15 protein-coding genes are annotated in these 16,120 nt (G+C 75.0%); 11 read left to right on the top strand and 4 right to left on the bottom strand.

Annotated elements, in window-relative coordinates:
* Positions 1–7 precede the first annotated feature (7 nt).
* Together BLASA_RS12035 and BLASA_RS12030 are read left to right on the top strand one after the other, a co-directional pair.
* Complete coding sequence (locus tag BLASA_RS12035; protein WP_014376421.1) at positions 8–2,842, top strand: DEAD/DEAH box helicase; 2,835 nt, start codon at positions 8–10, stop codon at positions 2,840–2,842.
* An 88-nt stretch (positions 2,843–2,930) separates the two neighbouring features.
* Positions 2,931–3,527 carry a DUF4333 domain-containing protein gene (locus tag BLASA_RS12030; protein ID WP_014376420.1) on the top strand — a complete coding sequence of 199 codons (597 nt, stop codon included), beginning with the start codon at positions 2,931–2,933 and terminating at the stop codon, positions 3,525–3,527.
* Between the two features lie 6 nt (positions 3,528–3,533).
* Here the strand turns inward: BLASA_RS12030 and BLASA_RS12025 are convergent, their stop codons facing one another.
* Complete coding sequence (locus tag BLASA_RS12025) at positions 3,534–4,451, bottom strand: 5'-3' exonuclease (RefSeq protein ID WP_041776436.1); 918 nt, start codon at positions 4,449–4,451, stop codon at positions 3,534–3,536.
* 138 nt (positions 4,452–4,589) lie between these two features.
* Between BLASA_RS12025 and BLASA_RS12020 the strand changes: the two genes are divergently transcribed.
* Genes BLASA_RS12020 through BLASA_RS12010 form a run of 3 tightly spaced genes read left to right on the top strand, consistent with a single transcriptional unit; the run spans position 4,590 to position 7,373 of the window.
* Entirely contained in the window at positions 4,590–5,744 is a 1,155-nt protein-coding gene (locus tag BLASA_RS12020; protein ID WP_231839453.1) for a M24 family metallopeptidase, read from the top strand.
* A complete protein-coding gene (locus tag BLASA_RS12015) occupies positions 5,719–6,192 on the top strand; it encodes an Lrp/AsnC family transcriptional regulator (protein WP_014376417.1) in 474 nt (157 codons plus the stop codon). The genes BLASA_RS12020 and BLASA_RS12015 overlap by 26 nt, the downstream gene beginning before the upstream one ends.
* A gap of 41 nt (positions 6,193–6,233) precedes the next feature.
* Positions 6,234–7,373, top strand: coding sequence for an Rv2578c family radical SAM protein (locus tag BLASA_RS12010; RefSeq protein ID WP_014376416.1), 1,140 nt, complete (start codon positions 6,234–6,236; stop codon positions 7,371–7,373).
* Between the two features lie 7 nt (positions 7,374–7,380).
* Here BLASA_RS12010 and BLASA_RS12005 read toward each other — a convergent pair whose 3' ends face one another.
* Positions 7,381–8,226 (bottom strand): hypothetical protein, encoded by an 846-nt coding sequence (locus BLASA_RS12005; RefSeq protein ID WP_014376415.1) that lies wholly within the window; start codon positions 8,224–8,226, stop codon positions 7,381–7,383.
* A gap of 160 nt (positions 8,227–8,386) precedes the next feature.
* On the opposite strand from BLASA_RS12005, the gene BLASA_RS12000 reads away from it, so the two are divergent.
* Both BLASA_RS12000 and BLASA_RS11995 read left to right on the top strand, forming a co-directional pair.
* Positions 8,387–9,562: a carboxylate-amine ligase gene (locus tag BLASA_RS12000; RefSeq protein WP_014376414.1), complete on the top strand. Its 1,176-nt coding sequence runs from the start codon at positions 8,387–8,389 to the stop codon at positions 9,560–9,562.
* Between the two features lie 9 nt (positions 9,563–9,571).
* Complete coding sequence (locus tag BLASA_RS11995) at positions 9,572–10,432, top strand: lysophospholipid acyltransferase family protein (RefSeq protein WP_014376413.1); 861 nt, start codon at positions 9,572–9,574, stop codon at positions 10,430–10,432.
* 3 nt (positions 10,433–10,435) lie between these two features.
* Here the strand turns inward: BLASA_RS11995 and BLASA_RS11990 are convergent, their stop codons facing one another.
* A complete protein-coding gene (locus tag BLASA_RS11990) occupies positions 10,436–10,960 on the bottom strand; it encodes a GNAT family N-acetyltransferase (protein ID WP_014376412.1) in 525 nt (174 codons plus the stop codon).
* A gap of 183 nt (positions 10,961–11,143) precedes the next feature.
* Here BLASA_RS11990 and BLASA_RS11985 point away from each other — a divergent pair, with 183 nt between their 5' ends.
* The 4 genes from BLASA_RS11985 (at position 11,144) to BLASA_RS11975 (ending at position 15,532) form a co-directional block, all read left to right on the top strand.
* Positions 11,144–12,688, top strand: a complete 1,545-nt coding sequence (locus BLASA_RS11985) for an amidohydrolase (RefSeq protein WP_014376411.1) — start codon at positions 11,144–11,146, stop codon at positions 12,686–12,688.
* A 538-nt stretch (positions 12,689–13,226) separates the two neighbouring features.
* The gene (lnt, locus tag BLASA_RS11980) at positions 13,227–14,816 is read left to right on the top strand and encodes an apolipoprotein N-acyltransferase (protein ID WP_014376409.1); all 1,590 of its coding nucleotides are present in this window, start codon (positions 13,227–13,229) and stop codon (positions 14,814–14,816) included.
* Positions 14,813–14,944, top strand: coding sequence for a hypothetical protein (locus BLASA_RS26285; protein ID WP_014376408.1), 132 nt, complete (start codon positions 14,813–14,815; stop codon positions 14,942–14,944). Before lnt ends, BLASA_RS26285 begins: the two co-directional genes overlap by 4 nt.
* Before the next feature lie 63 nt (positions 14,945–15,007).
* Positions 15,008–15,532 carry an FxsA family protein gene (locus BLASA_RS11975; RefSeq protein WP_014376407.1) on the top strand — a complete coding sequence of 175 codons (525 nt, stop codon included), beginning with the start codon at positions 15,008–15,010 and terminating at the stop codon, positions 15,530–15,532.
* Between the two features lie 61 nt (positions 15,533–15,593).
* Here the strand turns inward: BLASA_RS11975 and BLASA_RS11970 are convergent, their stop codons facing one another.
* Positions 15,594–15,938 (bottom strand): RNA polymerase-binding protein RbpA, encoded by a 345-nt coding sequence (locus tag BLASA_RS11970; RefSeq protein WP_014376406.1) that lies wholly within the window; start codon positions 15,936–15,938, stop codon positions 15,594–15,596.
* Positions 15,939–16,120 lie beyond the last annotated feature (182 nt).

Raw genomic sequence — 16,120 nt, 5'->3', positions numbered from 1 at the left:
TGGGGGCATGTCCAGCCCCGCAGAGCGGTACGCCGCTGCCCGCAGGCGGACCTCCCACCCGACGCTGGCCGACTTCACCGCTGCGCTCGGCTTCGCCCTGGACCCCTTCCAGGTGGCGGCCTGCGAGGCGCTGGAGGACGGCTCCGGCGTCCTGGTCTGCGCGCCTACCGGGGCCGGCAAGACCGTGGTGGGCGAGTTCGCCGTGCACAAGGCTCTCGCCGAGGGGCGCAAGGCGTTCTACACGACGCCGATCAAGGCGCTGTCCAACCAGAAGTACAACGACCTGGTCCAGCGGTACGGGGCCGACCGGGTGGGCCTGCTCACCGGTGACAACGCGGTCAACGGCGACGCCCCCGTGGTGGTCATGACCACCGAGGTCCTGCGCAATATGCTCTACGCCGAGTCCCCGGCGCTGCGCGGTCTGGGCTACGTCGTCATGGACGAGGTCCACTACCTCGCCGACCGCTTCCGCGGCGCCGTGTGGGAGGAGGTGATCATCCACCTCCCACCGTCGGTCACGCTGATCTCACTCTCCGCGACGGTCAGCAACGCCGAGGAGTTCGCCGACTGGCTGGTCACCGTCCGCGGCGACACGAGCGTCGTGGTCAGCGAGGTCCGGCCGATCCCGCTGTGGCAGCACATGCTCGTCGGCAACCGGGTGTTCGACCTGTTCTCGCTGCGCCCGGCCGCGCACGCCGCTGAGCAGGGGGACAGCCCACGGCCGCTGTCCACCCGGGAGCGCGGCGCCTCCGTCGTCGATCCGGAGCTGGTCCGGTACGTGCGCGAGCACGAGCGGCGGATCGACAGCTGGGGCGGCGACCGGCGCCGGGACTCCGGGCACCGGCCCCGGTACCGCCCGCCGGCCCGGTCCGACGTCGTCGAGCGGCTCGACCGCGCAGGGCTCCTGCCGGCGATCACCTTCGTGTTCAGCCGCAACGGCTGCGACGCGGCCGTGCACCAGTGCCTCCTGAGCGGGCTGCGGCTCACCGACGAGGTCGAGCGGGCGGAGATCGCCGCAATCATCGACGAGCGCACCGGCTCGCTGCCGGAGGAGGACCTGCACGTCCTCGGCTTCTGGGAGTGGCGCGAGGGCCTGCTCGCCGGCCTCGCCGCCCACCACGCCGGGCTGGTGCCGGCCTTCAAGGAGACCGTCGAGGAATGCTTCGTCCGCGGCCTGGTCAAGGCCGTCTTCGCCACCGAGACGCTGGCGCTGGGCATCAACATGCCGGCCCGCACGGTCGTCCTCGAGCGGCTGGTGAAGTGGAACGGCGAGGCGCACGTCGACGTCACGCCGGGGGAGTACACCCAGCTCACCGGGCGGGCCGGACGCCGGGGCATCGACGTCGAGGGCCACGCGGTGGTCATCTGGGCGCCGGGCATGGACCCCTCGGTGGTCGCCGGCCTGGCCAGCACCCGCACGTACCCGCTGAAGTCCTCCTTCCGGCCCAGCTACAACATGGCGGTCAACCTGGTCAGCTCGTTCGGTCGGGCGCGGGCCCGGGAGCTGCTGGCCAGCTCGTTCGCGCAGTTCCAGGCCGACCGGTCGGTGGTGGGCCTGGCCCGGGCAGCGGCCCGCCACGAGCGGGACGCCGCACAGTCCGCCGCCGAGATGCGCTCGGACCGGGGGGACGTCGGTGCCTACGCCCAGCTGCGCCGGCAGATCGCCGACCGCGAGAAGGAGCTGTCCCGCGACTCCCAGGCCAAGCGCCGGATGGAGGCCGCCGACGCGCTGGCCGCGCTGCGTCCGGGGGACGTGATCCGGGTGCCGTCGGGCCGGCGGCAGGGGCTGGCGGTCGTCCTCGACCCGGGCATCACCGACCTCGCCGACCCGCGGCCGCTGGTGCTCACCGAGGACAAGTGGGCCGGGCGGCTGGGCTCCGTCGACTTCCCGAGCCCGGTGTCGGCGCTGGCGCGGGTGAAGGTGCCCAAGAACTTCAACCACCGGAGCCCGCACTCCCGCCGCGACCTCGCCTCCACGCTGCGGAACGCCCGCGTCGAGCACGACCTGGGCGCCCGGCGGATCAAGCACCGCTCGGCGGCCGCCGACGACCCGGTGCTCGCCGACCTCCGGCAGGCGCTGCGCAACCACCCGGTGCACCAGCTGCCCGACCGCGAGGAGCGGGTGCGGGTGGCCGAGCGCTGGCTGCGAGCCGTGCGCGAGGCCGAGTCGTTGCAGCGGACCATGGCCGAGCGCACCGGCTCGCTCACCCGGCAGTTCGACCGGACCTGCGACGTGCTCGAGGAGCTCGGCTACCTCGTGCCGGAGCCCGCGCCGCTCGTGCCGGCCGACACGGAGGTCGTCGGCGCGGTCGACGACGTCCCCGTGGTCACCGACGACGGCCGCCGGCTGGCCAGGATTTGGTCGGAGTCGGACCTGCTGGTCGCCGAATGCCTGCGGGCGGGGGTGTGGCGCGGGCTGACCCCACCCGAGCTGGCGGCCGTGGTGTCGACCCTGGTGTTCGAGGCCCGCCGGGACACGCCCGGCCTGCCCGCGGTGCCGGCCGGCACGGTGGCCGCCGCGATCGGTGAGATGCGCGGGATCCGCGCGCGGCTGCTGGACGTCGAGCTCGACCACGGGGTGCCGCCCAGCCGCGACCTCGACCTGGGTTTCGCCTGGGCCGCCTACCGCTGGGCCGACGGGCAGGGCCTGGACCGGGTGCTCGCCGGCGCCGAGCAGGCGGGCACGGAGCTCTCCGGAGGCGACTTCGTCCGCTGGACCCGGCAGCTGCTGGATCTGCTCGACCAGCTCGGGAAGGTCGCCGACGACGCCGTCGCCCGCACCGCCCGGACCACCGTCGAGCGGGTGCGGCGAGGAGTGGTCGCCGTCGCGGTCGGCGGCTGACCGGCGGGTCGCCGCCCGTGGACCGGGCGGTGGGTGCGACAGAATGCCGGCACGTCCCGACGGGGGCGTCAGGCACCCGGGAGCGACGATGACCAACCTGCCGCACGGCGACGCCGAGCCCGATCGCTCGCCGGGGCCGGACGGCCGGCCCCCGGAGGCCGGTCAGCCGCCGGCGGGGCCCCCTTCGTACGGGGCGTCCCTCTGGAGCCAGCAGCCCTGGCCGCAGCCCGGTGCCGCTCCGGGTGGGCCGCCGTTCGGCGCCACCCAGCCCTACGGGCAGCTCCCGGCGAACTTCGGTCCGCCGGGGCAGGTCCCGCGGCCCCCGTGGGGGCAGCAGTACGGCGCGCCACAGCAGTACGGGCAGCCGCCGGCGCGGCGGCGGAGCCGAGCGGGCCTGGTCGCCGCCCTGGCCACCGTCGCGGTCGCCGTGCTCGCGGGCATCGCCGTGCTGGCCCTGTCCACGGGTCCCACGGTGCTGTCCCGGACCGCGGTCGAGCAGGACGTCGCGGCGCAGTTCGAGCGGCGCGAGGGCGTGGCCGTCGATCTCCAGTGCGCGCAGGAGATGCCGGTGGAGGAGGGGGCCGCCTACGAGTGCACCGGCGTCACGTCCGACGACGAGCAGGTCACCCTCCGGATCGAGATCACCGACGAGGACGGCGCCCACTACACCTGGACCGAGCCCTGAGGGCGCTCAGCCCAGGACGTCCTCCGGCCAGCCGAGGGCCGCGCCCAGCCGGCCGAGCGAGGACCGCAGCCCGTGCGCCTCGGCCAGCGCAGCGAGGGCGCCGGCGTCCGCCGGGGTGCGGGGCAGGGGACCCTCGACCGGGGGCAGGTCGATGTCCTTGGCCACGGCTACCACGACCGGCGCCGCGTCGAGGTAGTCCGCCGCCGCGTGCAGCTTCTTCAGGACGGCCGCGGTGAGCGGCGGCTTCGGGACGACCGTCCGCGCGACCGCCGCCCGGATGCCGGCCAGGTCGCCGAACTCGTCGATCAGCGCCGCGGCGGTCTTGGCGCCGACGCCGGCCACGCCGGGCAGCCCGTCGCTGGGGTCCCCGCGCAGCACGGCGAAGTCGGCGTAGGCCCGCCCCGGGATGCCGTACTTGGCGGTGACCGCGGACTCGTCGACGAAATCCAGGTCGGAGATGCCGCGGGCGGTGTAGAGGATCCGCACGCCGCGGGCGTCGTCGACCAGCTGGAACAGGTCCCGGTCACCGGTGACGACGTCGACCGGCCCGCGCGACCGCGTCGCGAGCGTCCCGATCACGTCGTCGGCCTCGTAGCCGGGGGCGCCGACCCGGGCGAGACCGGCCGCGGCCAGCACCTCGACGAGGATCGGCACCTGCGGCCCCAGCTCGTCGGGGGTCTCCTCACCGCCGTCGGGCGCCAGCCGGTGGGCCTTGTAGGACGGCAGCGCCTCGACGCGGAAGGCCGGCCGCCAGTCGTCGTCCCAGCAGGCGACGAGGCGGTCGGGGCCGTGCGCCGTCACCAGGCGGGCGGTCATGTCCAGAAAGCCGCGGACGGCGTTGATCGGCCGCCCGTCGGGGGTGGTGACGCTCGTGGGCACCCCGTAGAACGCGCGGAAGTACAGCGACGCGGCGTCCAGCAGCATGGTGGTCACGAGCGCTGCCCGCGCACGCTCGCCCGTCCCGTGCTCCTGCCTGGCCTCGCCCACTCGCTCACGATGGCGGACGGTAGCGGTCTGGCAACGATTGCGGGCAACGGCGGTCCCCGTCGCTACTCTGCGCTGGTGGGAAACCCGACAGCTCCGCACGGATCCGACCCGCTCGTGACCATCGACCGGGTGCACGCCGCCCGGTCGGTCGCCGCGGAGCTGGGGGTGGACCTGCTCGTGCTCACCCCCGGCGCCGATCTGCGCTACCTGTGCGGGTACGACGCCCACGCGATGGAACGCCTCACCGCGCTGGCCGTGCCGCGCAGCGGGGAGCCGTTCCTGGTGGTGCCGCGGCTGGAGGCACCGATGGTCGACGCCGGCCCGGCCGGCGCGCTGGGGCTGGAACTGCTGGCCTGGGACGAGACCGACGACGCGTTCGCGGTGCTCGCCGGTGCCGCCACCGCACGGCTCGGCACCGCACCCGCGCGGGTCGCCGTCGGTTCGCGGACGTGGGCCGAGCACGCCCTGGGCGTGCACCGGGCGCTCCCCGGCTCGGCCCTGGAGCTGGCCGCACCCGTCGTCGACCGGCTGCGCATGGTGAAGACGCCCGCCGAGATCGAGGAGCTGGCCCTGGCCGGCGCGGCGATCGACCGGGTCCACGCGCGGATGGGGGAGTGGCTGACCGTCGGCCGCACGGAGGCCGACATCGGGGCCGACATCGCCGCGGCGATCCGCGCCGAGGGGCACGTCGGGGTCGACTTCACCATCGTCGGCTCGGGGCCGAACGGGGCCAGCCCGCACCACGAGCTCTCCGACCGCACGGTGCAGGCCGGGGAGCTCGTCGTCGTCGACATCGGTGGGGAGACGGCCACCGGCTACCGGTCGGACTGCACCCGCACCTACGTCGTCGGAGGCAGCGCGTCCGCCGAGGTCGCTGAGTGGTACGGCGTGCTGCACGCCGCGCAGCAGGCCGCGACGGCGGCCGTGCGGCCGGGGGTGACCGCCGAGCAGATCGACGCCGCCGCGCGCGAGGTGATCAGCAGTGCCGGGTGGGGCGAGTACTTCATCCACCGCACCGGCCACGGCATCGGTCTGGACACCCACGAGGCGCCCTACATCGTGGCCGGCAACGACCTGCCGCTGGAGCCGGGCATGGCGTTCTCCGTGGAGCCCGGCATCTACCTGCCCGGCCGCCACGGCGCCCGCATCGAGGACATCGTGGTCTGCACCGACGACGGCGTCCGCGTCCTGAACAACGGTCCCCGTGGGCTCGTCGAACTCCCCGGCTGAGGCCGGCGGCGTCGCCGTGGACGTCGACCACGCGCTGATGGCGGCCCTCGCCCGGGACGGGCGGGCGAGCTACACCGACCTCGCGGAACGGGTCGGGCTGTCGGTCTCGGCGGTGCACCAGCGGGTGCGCCGGCTCGAGCAGCGCGGGCTGATCACCGGCTACCGCGCGACCCTGGACGCCAAGCAGCTGGGGCTGCCGCTGACCGCCTTCGTGTCGATCACCCCGTCCGACGCGCAGACCGACGACGCGCCGGCCCTGCTCGCGCACCTCGACGCGATCGAGGAGTGCCACGCGGTCGCGGGGGTGGAGAGCTACATCCTCAAGGTGCGGGTCGCCTCGCCCGACGCCCTCGAGGTGCTGCTCAAGGAGATCCGGTCCGCGGCGAACGTGACGACCCGGACGACCGTCGTCCTCTCCACCCCCTACGAGGCCCGCCCGCCGCTCTGATCCGCTGGACAGCCGCTCGAACATGTGTTCGGATAGCTGTCGTGCGGTGGGAGGCCCAGCGGATCGACGTCGAGGACCCCTCGGCGCTGCCGGGCATGCCGTCGATCCGCGGTCTGCTGCGCAGCGTGCAGGTGCCGGAGTTCCCGGGGCTGACCTTCCACGAGGTGCGGGCGCGCAGCGCCCTCAACAAGGTGCCCGGCGATTCGGCCGTGCCGTTCCCGTACACGATCAATCCGTACCGGGGGTGCAGTCATTCGTGCCTCTACTGCTATGCGCGCCGGACCCACGAATGGCTCGAGTTCGACTCCGGCCGCGACTTCGACACGCAGGTCGTGGTCAAGACGAATCTCGCCGACGTGCTGGGCAAGGAGCTCACCCGGCCGACGTGGCGGCGCGAGCACGTGGCCCTGGGCACGAACACCGACCCGTACCAGCGCGCGGAGGGGCGGTACCGGCTGATGCCGGGCGTCATCCGCGCCCTCGCCGACTCCGGCACGCCCTTCTCGATCCTGACGAAAGGCACCCTGCTGCGCCGGGACGTGTCGCTGCTGGCCGAGGCCTCGCGCCAGGTGCCGGTCGGGCTCGGTATCTCCATGGCGATCTGGGACGACGCACTGCACGCGGGTCTGGAGCCCGGTGTGCCCACGCCGCGCGCCCGGCTCGACCTCGTCCGCACCCTGGCCGACGCCGGCCTGCGGTGCGGGGTATTCCTGGCCCCGGTCCTGCCCGGACTCACCGACGACGAGGCGAGCCTGGACGCGGCTCTCGGCGCCATCGCGACCGCCGGCGCGACCGGGGTCACCGTCATCCCGCTGCACCTGCGCCCGGGTGCACGGGAGTGGTTCATGGCCTGGCTGGCCGGCGCCCACCCCGGGCTGGTGCCGCGCTACGAGCGGTTGTACGCCCGCCGGGCCTACGTGCCGGCGGAGTACCGCAGCTGGCTGTCGCGGCGGGTGGCCCCGCTGCTGGCGCGGCACGGTCTGGACCGCCGTTCCGGGGGCGCCGCACGGCAAATCGACCGTCCGGTCGCCACCGCGGTGCCCGGCGACGAGGGGGTCGGGTTCCCCGACGGCAGCCTCCCGACGGGCGGCTTGCCCGGCATCCGGCCGCCTGACCCGCCGCGCCCGGCCGGGGTCGCGCCCGAGGACACCGGTGGACCGGAGCAGCTGACCCTGCTGTGAGGACCGGTCAGCCGGCCTCGCGGGCGGCCCGGGCCGTGGCCCGATTCGCCCGGACCACGCCGCGCGCGGCCACCGGCGGAGCGCCCGCGGCCAGCGCCAGCCGGCGGTAGGAGTCGTAGGAGAGCGTCCGGTAGGCGGCGGCCAGCTCCTCGACGGCGTCCCGGCGGGACGGCGGGGCCGCCGCCCGCAGCTCGCGCACCGTGTTCCGCGCGTGCTTGGTGAACGTGACCTGCAGCGCCTGGTTGGAGAGCCGTCCACCGATCCGGGACTCCAGCCCCGGGCCGCGGCGCAGCGCCGGCAGCACCCAGGGGCTGGCCGCCAGCGCGGGATACCGGTTGCGTGCCGCCTCCCACGCGTGCCAGGCGGTGTTGGCACCGGGCACCGCCCAGTCGCCGTCGTCGCTGGAGATCAGCAACCGGCGCGCCGTGGCCCGCACCTGGTCCCGGCGCAGGGACCGGAACATCCCCACCGGGGCGGGCCACCTCAGCGCGAGGGCGCACCAGGCCGCGGAGCGGAGGTGCTCGGGGTCGTCACCGCGCAGCTGGGTGAGCGGCCGCAGGTCCAGCGCCGGCGGATCCGGCTCCGGCGTGGCAGGGAGAGGCAGCGCGAGGCCGCCGTAGCGGGCGACCTTGCTGTACAGCGCCACGGTCGCCGGCTTCCAGCCGCGGGCACCGGCGATGACGTCCAGGCCCACACCCGCCACATCCTCCGGACCGAGCCCCAGCTCCAGGGCCGCATCGGCCAGCCGCCGCCACTGCACGTCGTAGCCGGGAGGCGCGGAGAGCCGCGCCCAGGCACGGGCCGGTGGGATCGGCGGCATGGCGGGCAGCGACTGCTGCCAGGCACGTGGCATGACACCAATCTACCGTTATCCCCAACAATAATACAAATTTTAACTGTCGTCACCTGCCGTTGCCAACCAAAGGCGCCCTCCGGGCGCCAATCGCCGACGCCAAGCCGCACAACCGCTGCCGGCGCTGCGCGGGGACATCTCGGCCCGCATGATGGGTCCGATGCGGACCATGGGCGTCGAGGAAGAACTGCTGGTCGTCGATGCCGACGGTGTGCCCGTACCCGAGGGCCCCGAGGCGCTGGCCGTCGCCGCACGGCGCGGTGACGGGGAGGACGTCGAGCAGCACGACCGCGCCGACCGGGGAGATGCCGACGCCGCCCCGGAGACGGCCCACCTGGCACCCGAGCTCAAGGCGCAGCAGGTCGAACTGGGGACGCCGGTCTGCGAGACGCTCGCCGAGGTGGATGCCCAGCTACGTCACTGGCGCGAGCGCGCCGACGCCGCCGCGCTCGCCGCCGGAGCACGGATCGCGGCGCTCGCCACCTCTCCGGTCGCCGTCGATCCGGTCACGACGGCGGGCGAGCGCTACGGGCGGTTGGTGGACGACTTCGGCCAGACCGCCCGCGACGTGCTCACCTGCGGCTGCCACGTGCACGTCTCGGTCGCCGACGACGAGGAGGGCGTGGCCGTCCTCAACCGGATCCGGCTCTGGCTGCCGGTGCTCACCGCGATGACCGCCAACTCGCCGTACTGGCAGGGGCAGGACACCGCCTACGCCAGCTTCCGGTCGCAGGTGTGGCAGCGGTGGCCCTCGGCCGGCCCCACCGGGCCATTCGCCGACGCCGCGGACTACCACCGGCTCGTCGACGCCATGCTGCAGACCGGGACGGTCCTGGACGCCGGCATGGTCTATTTCGACGCCCGGCTCTCGGCGCGCTGGCCGACCGTCGAGGTGCGTTCGGCCGACGTCGCGCTCAGGGTGGAGGACGCCGTCACGCTGGCCGGCCTGGTGCGGGGTCTGGTCGAGACGGCCGCCCGGGACGCACGCGACGGGGGAGCGGTGCCGGAGATGCGGCCGGAGATCCTCCGCCTGGCCGCCTGGCGGGCGGGGCGGTCCGGTCTGTCCGGGGACCTCGTCCACCCGCGCACCGGCCGCCCGGTCGCGGCCGCCGCCGTCCTCACCGATCTCCTCGAGCACGTCCGCCCCGCACTCGCCGACGCAGGTGACGAGGAGCGCGTCTCCGACGGGGTGGCGGCCCTGCTGTCCCGGGGCACCGGCGCCGATCTCCAGCGCCGCGTGCGCCAGGACACCGGCGACCTCACCGCCGTGGTCCGCGCCGCGGTCGCCGCCACCACGGAAGGGGACCCCCGGGCGGCCGTCGGGGCCAGCAGCTAGATTCCGCGCATGTACACCGCGAGCTGGCGTGACGTCGTCCGTCCGGGGCTGTTCGGTGCCTCACCCGACCCCCGGGACAAGCCCTACCGGTTCGTCATCCGGATCGCGCTGGTGGTCTTCCGGCTCCTGCGCTTCCGGTTCGACGTCCGCGGATCCGAGCACGTCCCCGCGGCCGGCGGCGCGATCATCTGCAGCAACCACGTCAGCTTCTTCGACTTCACCTTCCTCGGCCTCGGTGCGCTGCCCCAGCACCGACTGGTGCGGTTCATGGCGAAGGCAGCGGTGTTCGACCACTGGCTCGCCGGCCCGTTCATGCGGGCCATGAAGCACATCCCGGTCGACCGGAAGGCCGGTTCCGCCGCCTTCGAGGCCGCCGTGCGCGCGCTGAAGGACGGCGAGGTCGTCGGCGTCTTCCCCGAGGCGACGATCAGCACCAGCTTCACGGTGAAGGAGCTCAAGGCCGGCGCGGCGCGCATGGCGATCGACTCCGGTGTGCCGATCATCCCGGCCGCGGTGTGGGGTGGCCACCGGGTGGCCACGAAGAACCACAAGGTCGAGCTGCGTCGCGGCGTTCCGGTGACGATCGTCTTCGGCGAGCCCATCATCGCCGAGCCCGGCGAGCAGATCCCTGCAGTCCTGGCGCGCGTGCGCACCGCCATGGAGACGCTGCTGGACGAGGCCCAGCGCAGCTACCCCGACCAGCCGGCCGGCGACGACGACCGGTGGTGGCAGCCGGCCCACCTCGGGGGAACCGCCCCCACGCCGTCCGAGGCGGCCGCCGCCGACTCGGTGCGTGCCGCCGGGCGGGAGACGCGGACCACCAAGCGGACGCTGGGCCGCCGGATCAGCGGCCTGCTGCGGCGCCGCTGAAGCTCACTCCACCACGACGGGGGCCATGAGCCGGAACGCTTCGAGCTCGACGTCGTACCACCGGGTCATCCGGCCCAGCGGTGTCATCCCCAGCCGCCTGCAGACCGCCATCGACCGCTCGTTGCCGGGTCGTACGACGGCGTAGACCTCCGGCAGGCCGAGCCCGAACGCCCGGTCCACCACCGCCCGCGCGGCTTCGGTGGCGTAGCCGCCGCCCCACGAGTCGGGGTGCAGGTGCCAGCCGACCTCCACCTCCCCGACCCCGTTCGGCAGCGGCTTGAGCAGCACCGTCCCGGCCGGCACGCCGTCGGGCCGCTCGATGGCCCAGCAGAGGAAGCGGGAGTCGAGCTGGTGCACCGCAGACCAGCGGGCGACGAGCTCGGCGGGGGGCACGGACGGACCGCCGCCCAGCCACCGGGTCACCTCGTCCCGGCCGTAGACGTCGGCCAGCCGGGCGAGGTCCGCGGCGCCGGTCGTCCAGGGTCGGAGCCGTAGCCGCCCGGTGCGCACCTGCTCGACCACGTCCATCGCTCCTGCCTACCGTCGCCGTGGTGCGGCGGCCACCCGGGCGAGACGGTGCGTCGCCGGGTACAGCGACAGCAGCGGGGAGCACGACGCCGGCCGCCGGGAAGCGCGCGCGTCGACCGTGGTCTGCTGTGCCGGAGCACCGCCGTCCCCGGGCGGGGCCACGACCCGGGAGGACGGCGGCGGATGTGCGGTTCCGATGGGGACGCGCAGGTGCGCGGATCGCTGCTGCTCACCGACGTGACCATCGGCGACCGGCCGGGCAGGGCGGTGCACGTCGTGGACGGCCGGATCTCCTGGCTGGGTGCGGCCGCCGATGCGCCGGCTGCCGGCCGGGTGATCGGGGGAGAGGGGGCGCTGCTCACACCCGCCTTCGTCGACGCCCACGTGCACGCCACCGCGGCCGGGCTGGCACTCACCGGTCTCGACCTCCACTCGAGCCTGAGCCTTGCCGACGCGCTCGCGTCGTTGCGGGCACACGTCGCAGCGACCCCTGCCGGCATCCTCCTGGGCACCGGCTGGGACGAGACCGGCTGGCCGGAGCGCCGCGGTCTCACCCGCGCCGACCTCGACGCGGTGGCCGGGAGCCGGCCGGTCTACCTCGCGCGCGTCGACGTCCACTCCGCGACGGTCTCGACCGCACTGCTGGACCTCGTCCCGGGGATCACCGACCTACCGGGCTTCTCGCCCGACGGCAGGCTGCGCCTGGACGCCCACCACGTCGCCCGCCAGGCGGCCTACGGCGCGGTCGGGCCCGCCCAGCGCCGCTCCGCCCAGCGGGCCTCCCGGGCGGCCGCCGCCGCGCTGGGCATCGGCACCCTGCACGAGATGGCCGGACCCGAGGTCTCCTCGGCCGACGACCTCGGTGAGCTGCTGCGCCTGGCCGGTGCGGAGCCCGGCCCGCGGGTGCTCGGCTACTGGGGCGAGCTCTCCGAGCGCGGTGGCCTCGAGCTGGTCCGTGAGCTCGGGCTGGCCGGCGCCGGGGGAGACCTCTTCTGCGACGGCGCGCTCGGCTCGCACACCGCGGCCCTCAGCACCCCCTACGACGACCGGGGCGACACGTCCGGCGCGCTGCGGTTCGAGACGGCATCGCTGGTGGCGCACGTGCGGGCCTGCACGGTGGCCGGGATCCAGGCCGGCTTCCACTGCATCGGCGACGCCGCCGTCGCCCAGGTGCTGGACGCGGTGGCCGCGGTCGTCGCCGAGCTGGGGATCGCCGCCGTCCGCGCCTGCCGGCACCGCCTCGAACACCTGGAGATGCCCTCGGCCCAGGTGGTGGGCCGGATGAGCGACTGGCACATGGTGGCCAGCGTCCAGCCGGCCTTCGACGCCGCCTGGGGTGGAGACGCCGGCATGTACGCCGAGCGGCTGGGCGTGGCGCGCGCCCTGGCCACCAACCCGTTCGCCGACCTCGCCGACAGCGGCGTCGCGCTGGCGCTGGGCAGCGACGCACCGGTCACGCCGCTGGACCCGTGGGGAGGCGTGCACGCCGCCGTCGACCACCGCACGCCCGGCTCCGGCCTGCGCCCGTTCGACGCATTCGACGCCGCCACCCACGGCGGCTGGTTCGCCGCCCGCGCCGAGCACCCCGCGGGCCCGCTCGCCGTCGGTGCGCCGGCCGACCTCGCCCTGTGGGAGACCGGGGAAGGGCTGTCCCGGGTTCTCGCCGACCGGTCGCGGCCGGAGTGCCGGCTGCTGGTCGTGGACGGCGTCCCGCTGGGCCGTGCGTGAGCCGGCCGGGACCGCGGCGACAAGGCAACGATCAGTAACGATCCGATCACACTGTGACTCGTAGCCCCCGGGATCTCGATTCCGGGCCGCCGTCGTTCTTACAGTGCCTGCAGTTCCTGACCGGACGCACCGCCGACGTGCACTCCCGGCAGGCGCGCCAGGCCCCCCGGCCGGCGCGGCCGGCAGCCGCCGTCCGTGCCTCCGGGTCGTGGGGGACGGGTGCGCCGCCGGCGGACCCGGAGGCGGGCATCCCGGCGGAGCCCACGCCGACCCGCGCCATCAGACAACGGTCTCGCCCCTCGCCGCCAGCGAGGAGCCGTCCGGCCCGAAGGTGCGTCGCCCGCGTGCGGCGACCGCCGGCGCGACCCGTGCGGGAGATCCGGAGCCCGGACGGGTGGGATGGGGCAAGGCCCGCTCACCCGCCGGGCCGGAATGGGATGCTGGGTCAGGACCGCGCGAATCCGCCGGTCCGGACCCTGCCCGAGCGGTGCGGGGACGTTCCGCCCCTCGGGGCGCCGGCATCTCGCGGAGGCTCTGCGTGCCCGTAGGCGATGGTGGGCCGGCGACGGGCACGCTCGCGCGGTCGCCGGGCCCCGGCACGCCGGGATCCACGGCGCACCCCGGCGCGGGTGGGCGACGCCCGCTGCGGGCGCCGTGGCGCACGCTGCTCGCCGCCGCCGGTGGGCTGGCGATGTTCCTGTCCTTCCCCGGCCACGACCTGACCGCCCTCGCCGTCCTGGGGCCGGCCGCGCTGGCCGTGGCGGTCCGGGGGGTCCGGGTGCGCACCGGGCTCTGGCTGGGCCTGGTCATGGGGCTGGCGTTCTTCGTGCCACTGCTCTCCTGGACCGGCATCTACGTCGGCGCGTTCCCGTGGCTGGCGCTCGCGGTCAGCCAGGCGCTCTTCCTGGCGCTGCTCGGGGGTGCGACCGCGCTCACCTGGCGGCTGCCGGCGTGGCCGGTGTGGGTCGCGGCGCTCTGGGTCGCCGACGAGGCGATCCGGGGCCGGTTCCCCTTCGGTGGCTTCCCGTGGGGCCGGCTCGGGTTCTCCCAGAGCGAGGGACCGCTGCTCGCGCTGGCCGCCTATGGCGGCGTGCCCCTGGTCAGCTTCGCCGTCGCCCTCGTGGGCACCCTGCTGGCCGCCGCCGCGCTAGCCCTCGGGCGGTCCCGGCGTGCCGCCGGCGGTCCGGCGGGGGAGCGGGGCGGCGCCGGCCGTCCGGCGCTGCGGCTGGTCGCCGCCGTGCTGGCCGTGCCGCTGATCGGCGCACTGGCCTGGCTGCCGCTGCCCGGTGCCTCGTTGACCGCGGGCGGGCCGACCGCCACCGTCGCGGTCATCCAGGGCGACGTCCCCCGCGCAGGCCTGGACTTCAACGCCCAGCGCCGCGCCGTGCTGGACAACCACGTCCGGCAGACCCTGCGGCTGGCCGACGACGTGGCAGCGGGGGAGCGGCCGCAGCCCGACGTCGTCCTGTGGCCGGAGAACAGCTCCGACATCGACCCCTACACCAACGCCGACGCCGCCACGCAGATCCAGCGGGCCGCCGACGCCGTCGACGCGCCGATCCTGGTCGGGGCCGTCGTCGACGGCCCGGGGGAGTACATCAGCAACACCGCGATCGTCTGGACGCCGGAGGACGGCGCGGGCGACACCTACGTCAAGCGGCACCCCGTGCCCTTCGCCGAGTACGTGCCGGCGCGGGACTTCTTCCGCTTCTTCAGCGAGAAGGTCGACCTGGTCCGCCGGGACTTCGCCGCGGGCGACGAGGAGGGCCTGCTCGAGGTGGGCGGCATCCGGCTGGGCGACCTGATCTGCTTCGAGGTGGTCTACGACGACCTGGTCCGCGACGTCGTGGACGCGGGCGCCGGCATGCTCGTCGTCCAGACCAACAACGCGACGTTCGGCTACACCGACGAGAGCGCCCAGCAGCTGGCGATGAGCCGGCTGCGCGCCGTCGAGTACGGCCGGACGGTGGCGGTCGCCGCGACCAGCGGCATCTCCGCGATCGTGGCGCCCGACGGCAGCGTCGTCCGCTCATCGGAGCTGTTCGAACCCGCGATCTTCGTGCCGGCGCCCGGGTCACCGAGGTACCGATCACCTTCTCCGAGCGCGTCCTCGGCCGGAGCAAGATGAGCGGCTCGATCGTTGGAGAGGCGTGGGTACGGGTGACGGTGTGGGGGGTGCAGGACCGGCTGGCCGGCTGGCTGCCGAGCCGGGTGCCGCCGCCGCTGCCCCGCCCGGCCGAGGAGCCCGGGCAGTGACCCACAGCCGGCGGGACCACCGCCGGGCCGAGAAGGGGCTCCGGCCCCGGAGGAGGGATCGTCGTGGCTGACCTGCTGCGCCGGCGGCTGCGCCTGGTCGTCGGGTCGACCGCGCTGGCCGAACTGGTCGTCTTCGTGCTCGTGGCCGCCTGGATCGGGGTGGGCTGGACGGTCCTCGCCATGCTGGCCACCAGCGCGCTCGGCTGGATCCTGCTGGCCCGGCAGGGCCGGCGTGCGCTGACCGACCTCCGGGCGCGGGCCGCGTCGCGGCAGGCGCCCGGGAAGGAACTCGGTGACGCCGGCCTGGCCGCCGTCGGCGGCCTGCTGATGGTGCTGCCCGGGTTCATCGGCGACCTGCTGGGCCTGCTGTGCCTGCTGCCCGGCACGCGCGGGCTGCTGCGCCGGGTGCTGTCACGGGTCGTCCTCGCCCGGCTGCCTGATCACGTGCGCGGCCCGGTCCGGGTCGGCAGCACCCGCAGCGGGCACGTGCCGCCGGCCGGCCCGTTCGGGAGCGCCGGGACCGGGGAGCACCTGGTGGTCGAGGGCGAGATCGTCGACGGCCCGACGAGGGATCGCCCGCGGGACTGACCGCAGACGCCGAACGGCCCCGGTGGGGGTTCCACCGGGGCCGTCCGCTGTGGTGCTGGGTTCAGCTGGCGCGCGTACGCCGGCCGCGGAGCACCTCGAGGCGCTCGGCGAGGACCTCCTCGAGATCCTCCACGCTGCGACGCTCGAGCAGCATGTCCCAGTGGGTCCGCGGGGGCTTCACCTTCTTGGGCGCCGGCTCGGCCCCGCCGATCAGCTTCGCCACGCCGCCGTCGAACTTGCACTCCCACGTGTCGGGGAGCTCCGCGTCGTCGGCGAAGGGCACCGTGAACAGGTGGCCGGAAGCGCACCGGTACTCCGCGTACTGCCGCTCAATGGGAGCGGTGTTCCGCTCGGTCTCGTAGCTGACGCTGCCCAGTCGGCTGCCGCGCAAGGAACGCTCACCCATGGCACACCGTCCTCTCGTCTTGTGTCGGTCGGGACTCGACGTCCGATCGCCAGGGCCTTACCCAGCTGATCGGGGAGTCAGAGAGATAAACGACGAAAAAGGCGGAGAGATTCCGCCGAATCGGCTGCTCATCATCGCATGGGGTGGGATCTTGGCTGTCAGCGCCCCTCGCACGGGTGAGA

It is taken from the genome of Blastococcus saxobsidens DD2, from assembly GCF_000284015.1.
In the GTDB taxonomy this organism is placed as follows: Bacteria; Actinomycetota; Actinomycetes; order Mycobacteriales; family Geodermatophilaceae; genus Blastococcus; species Blastococcus saxobsidens_A.
Note: the sequence above shows the minus strand (reverse complement) of the source record. Positions and strands in the feature narration are given on the sequence as shown.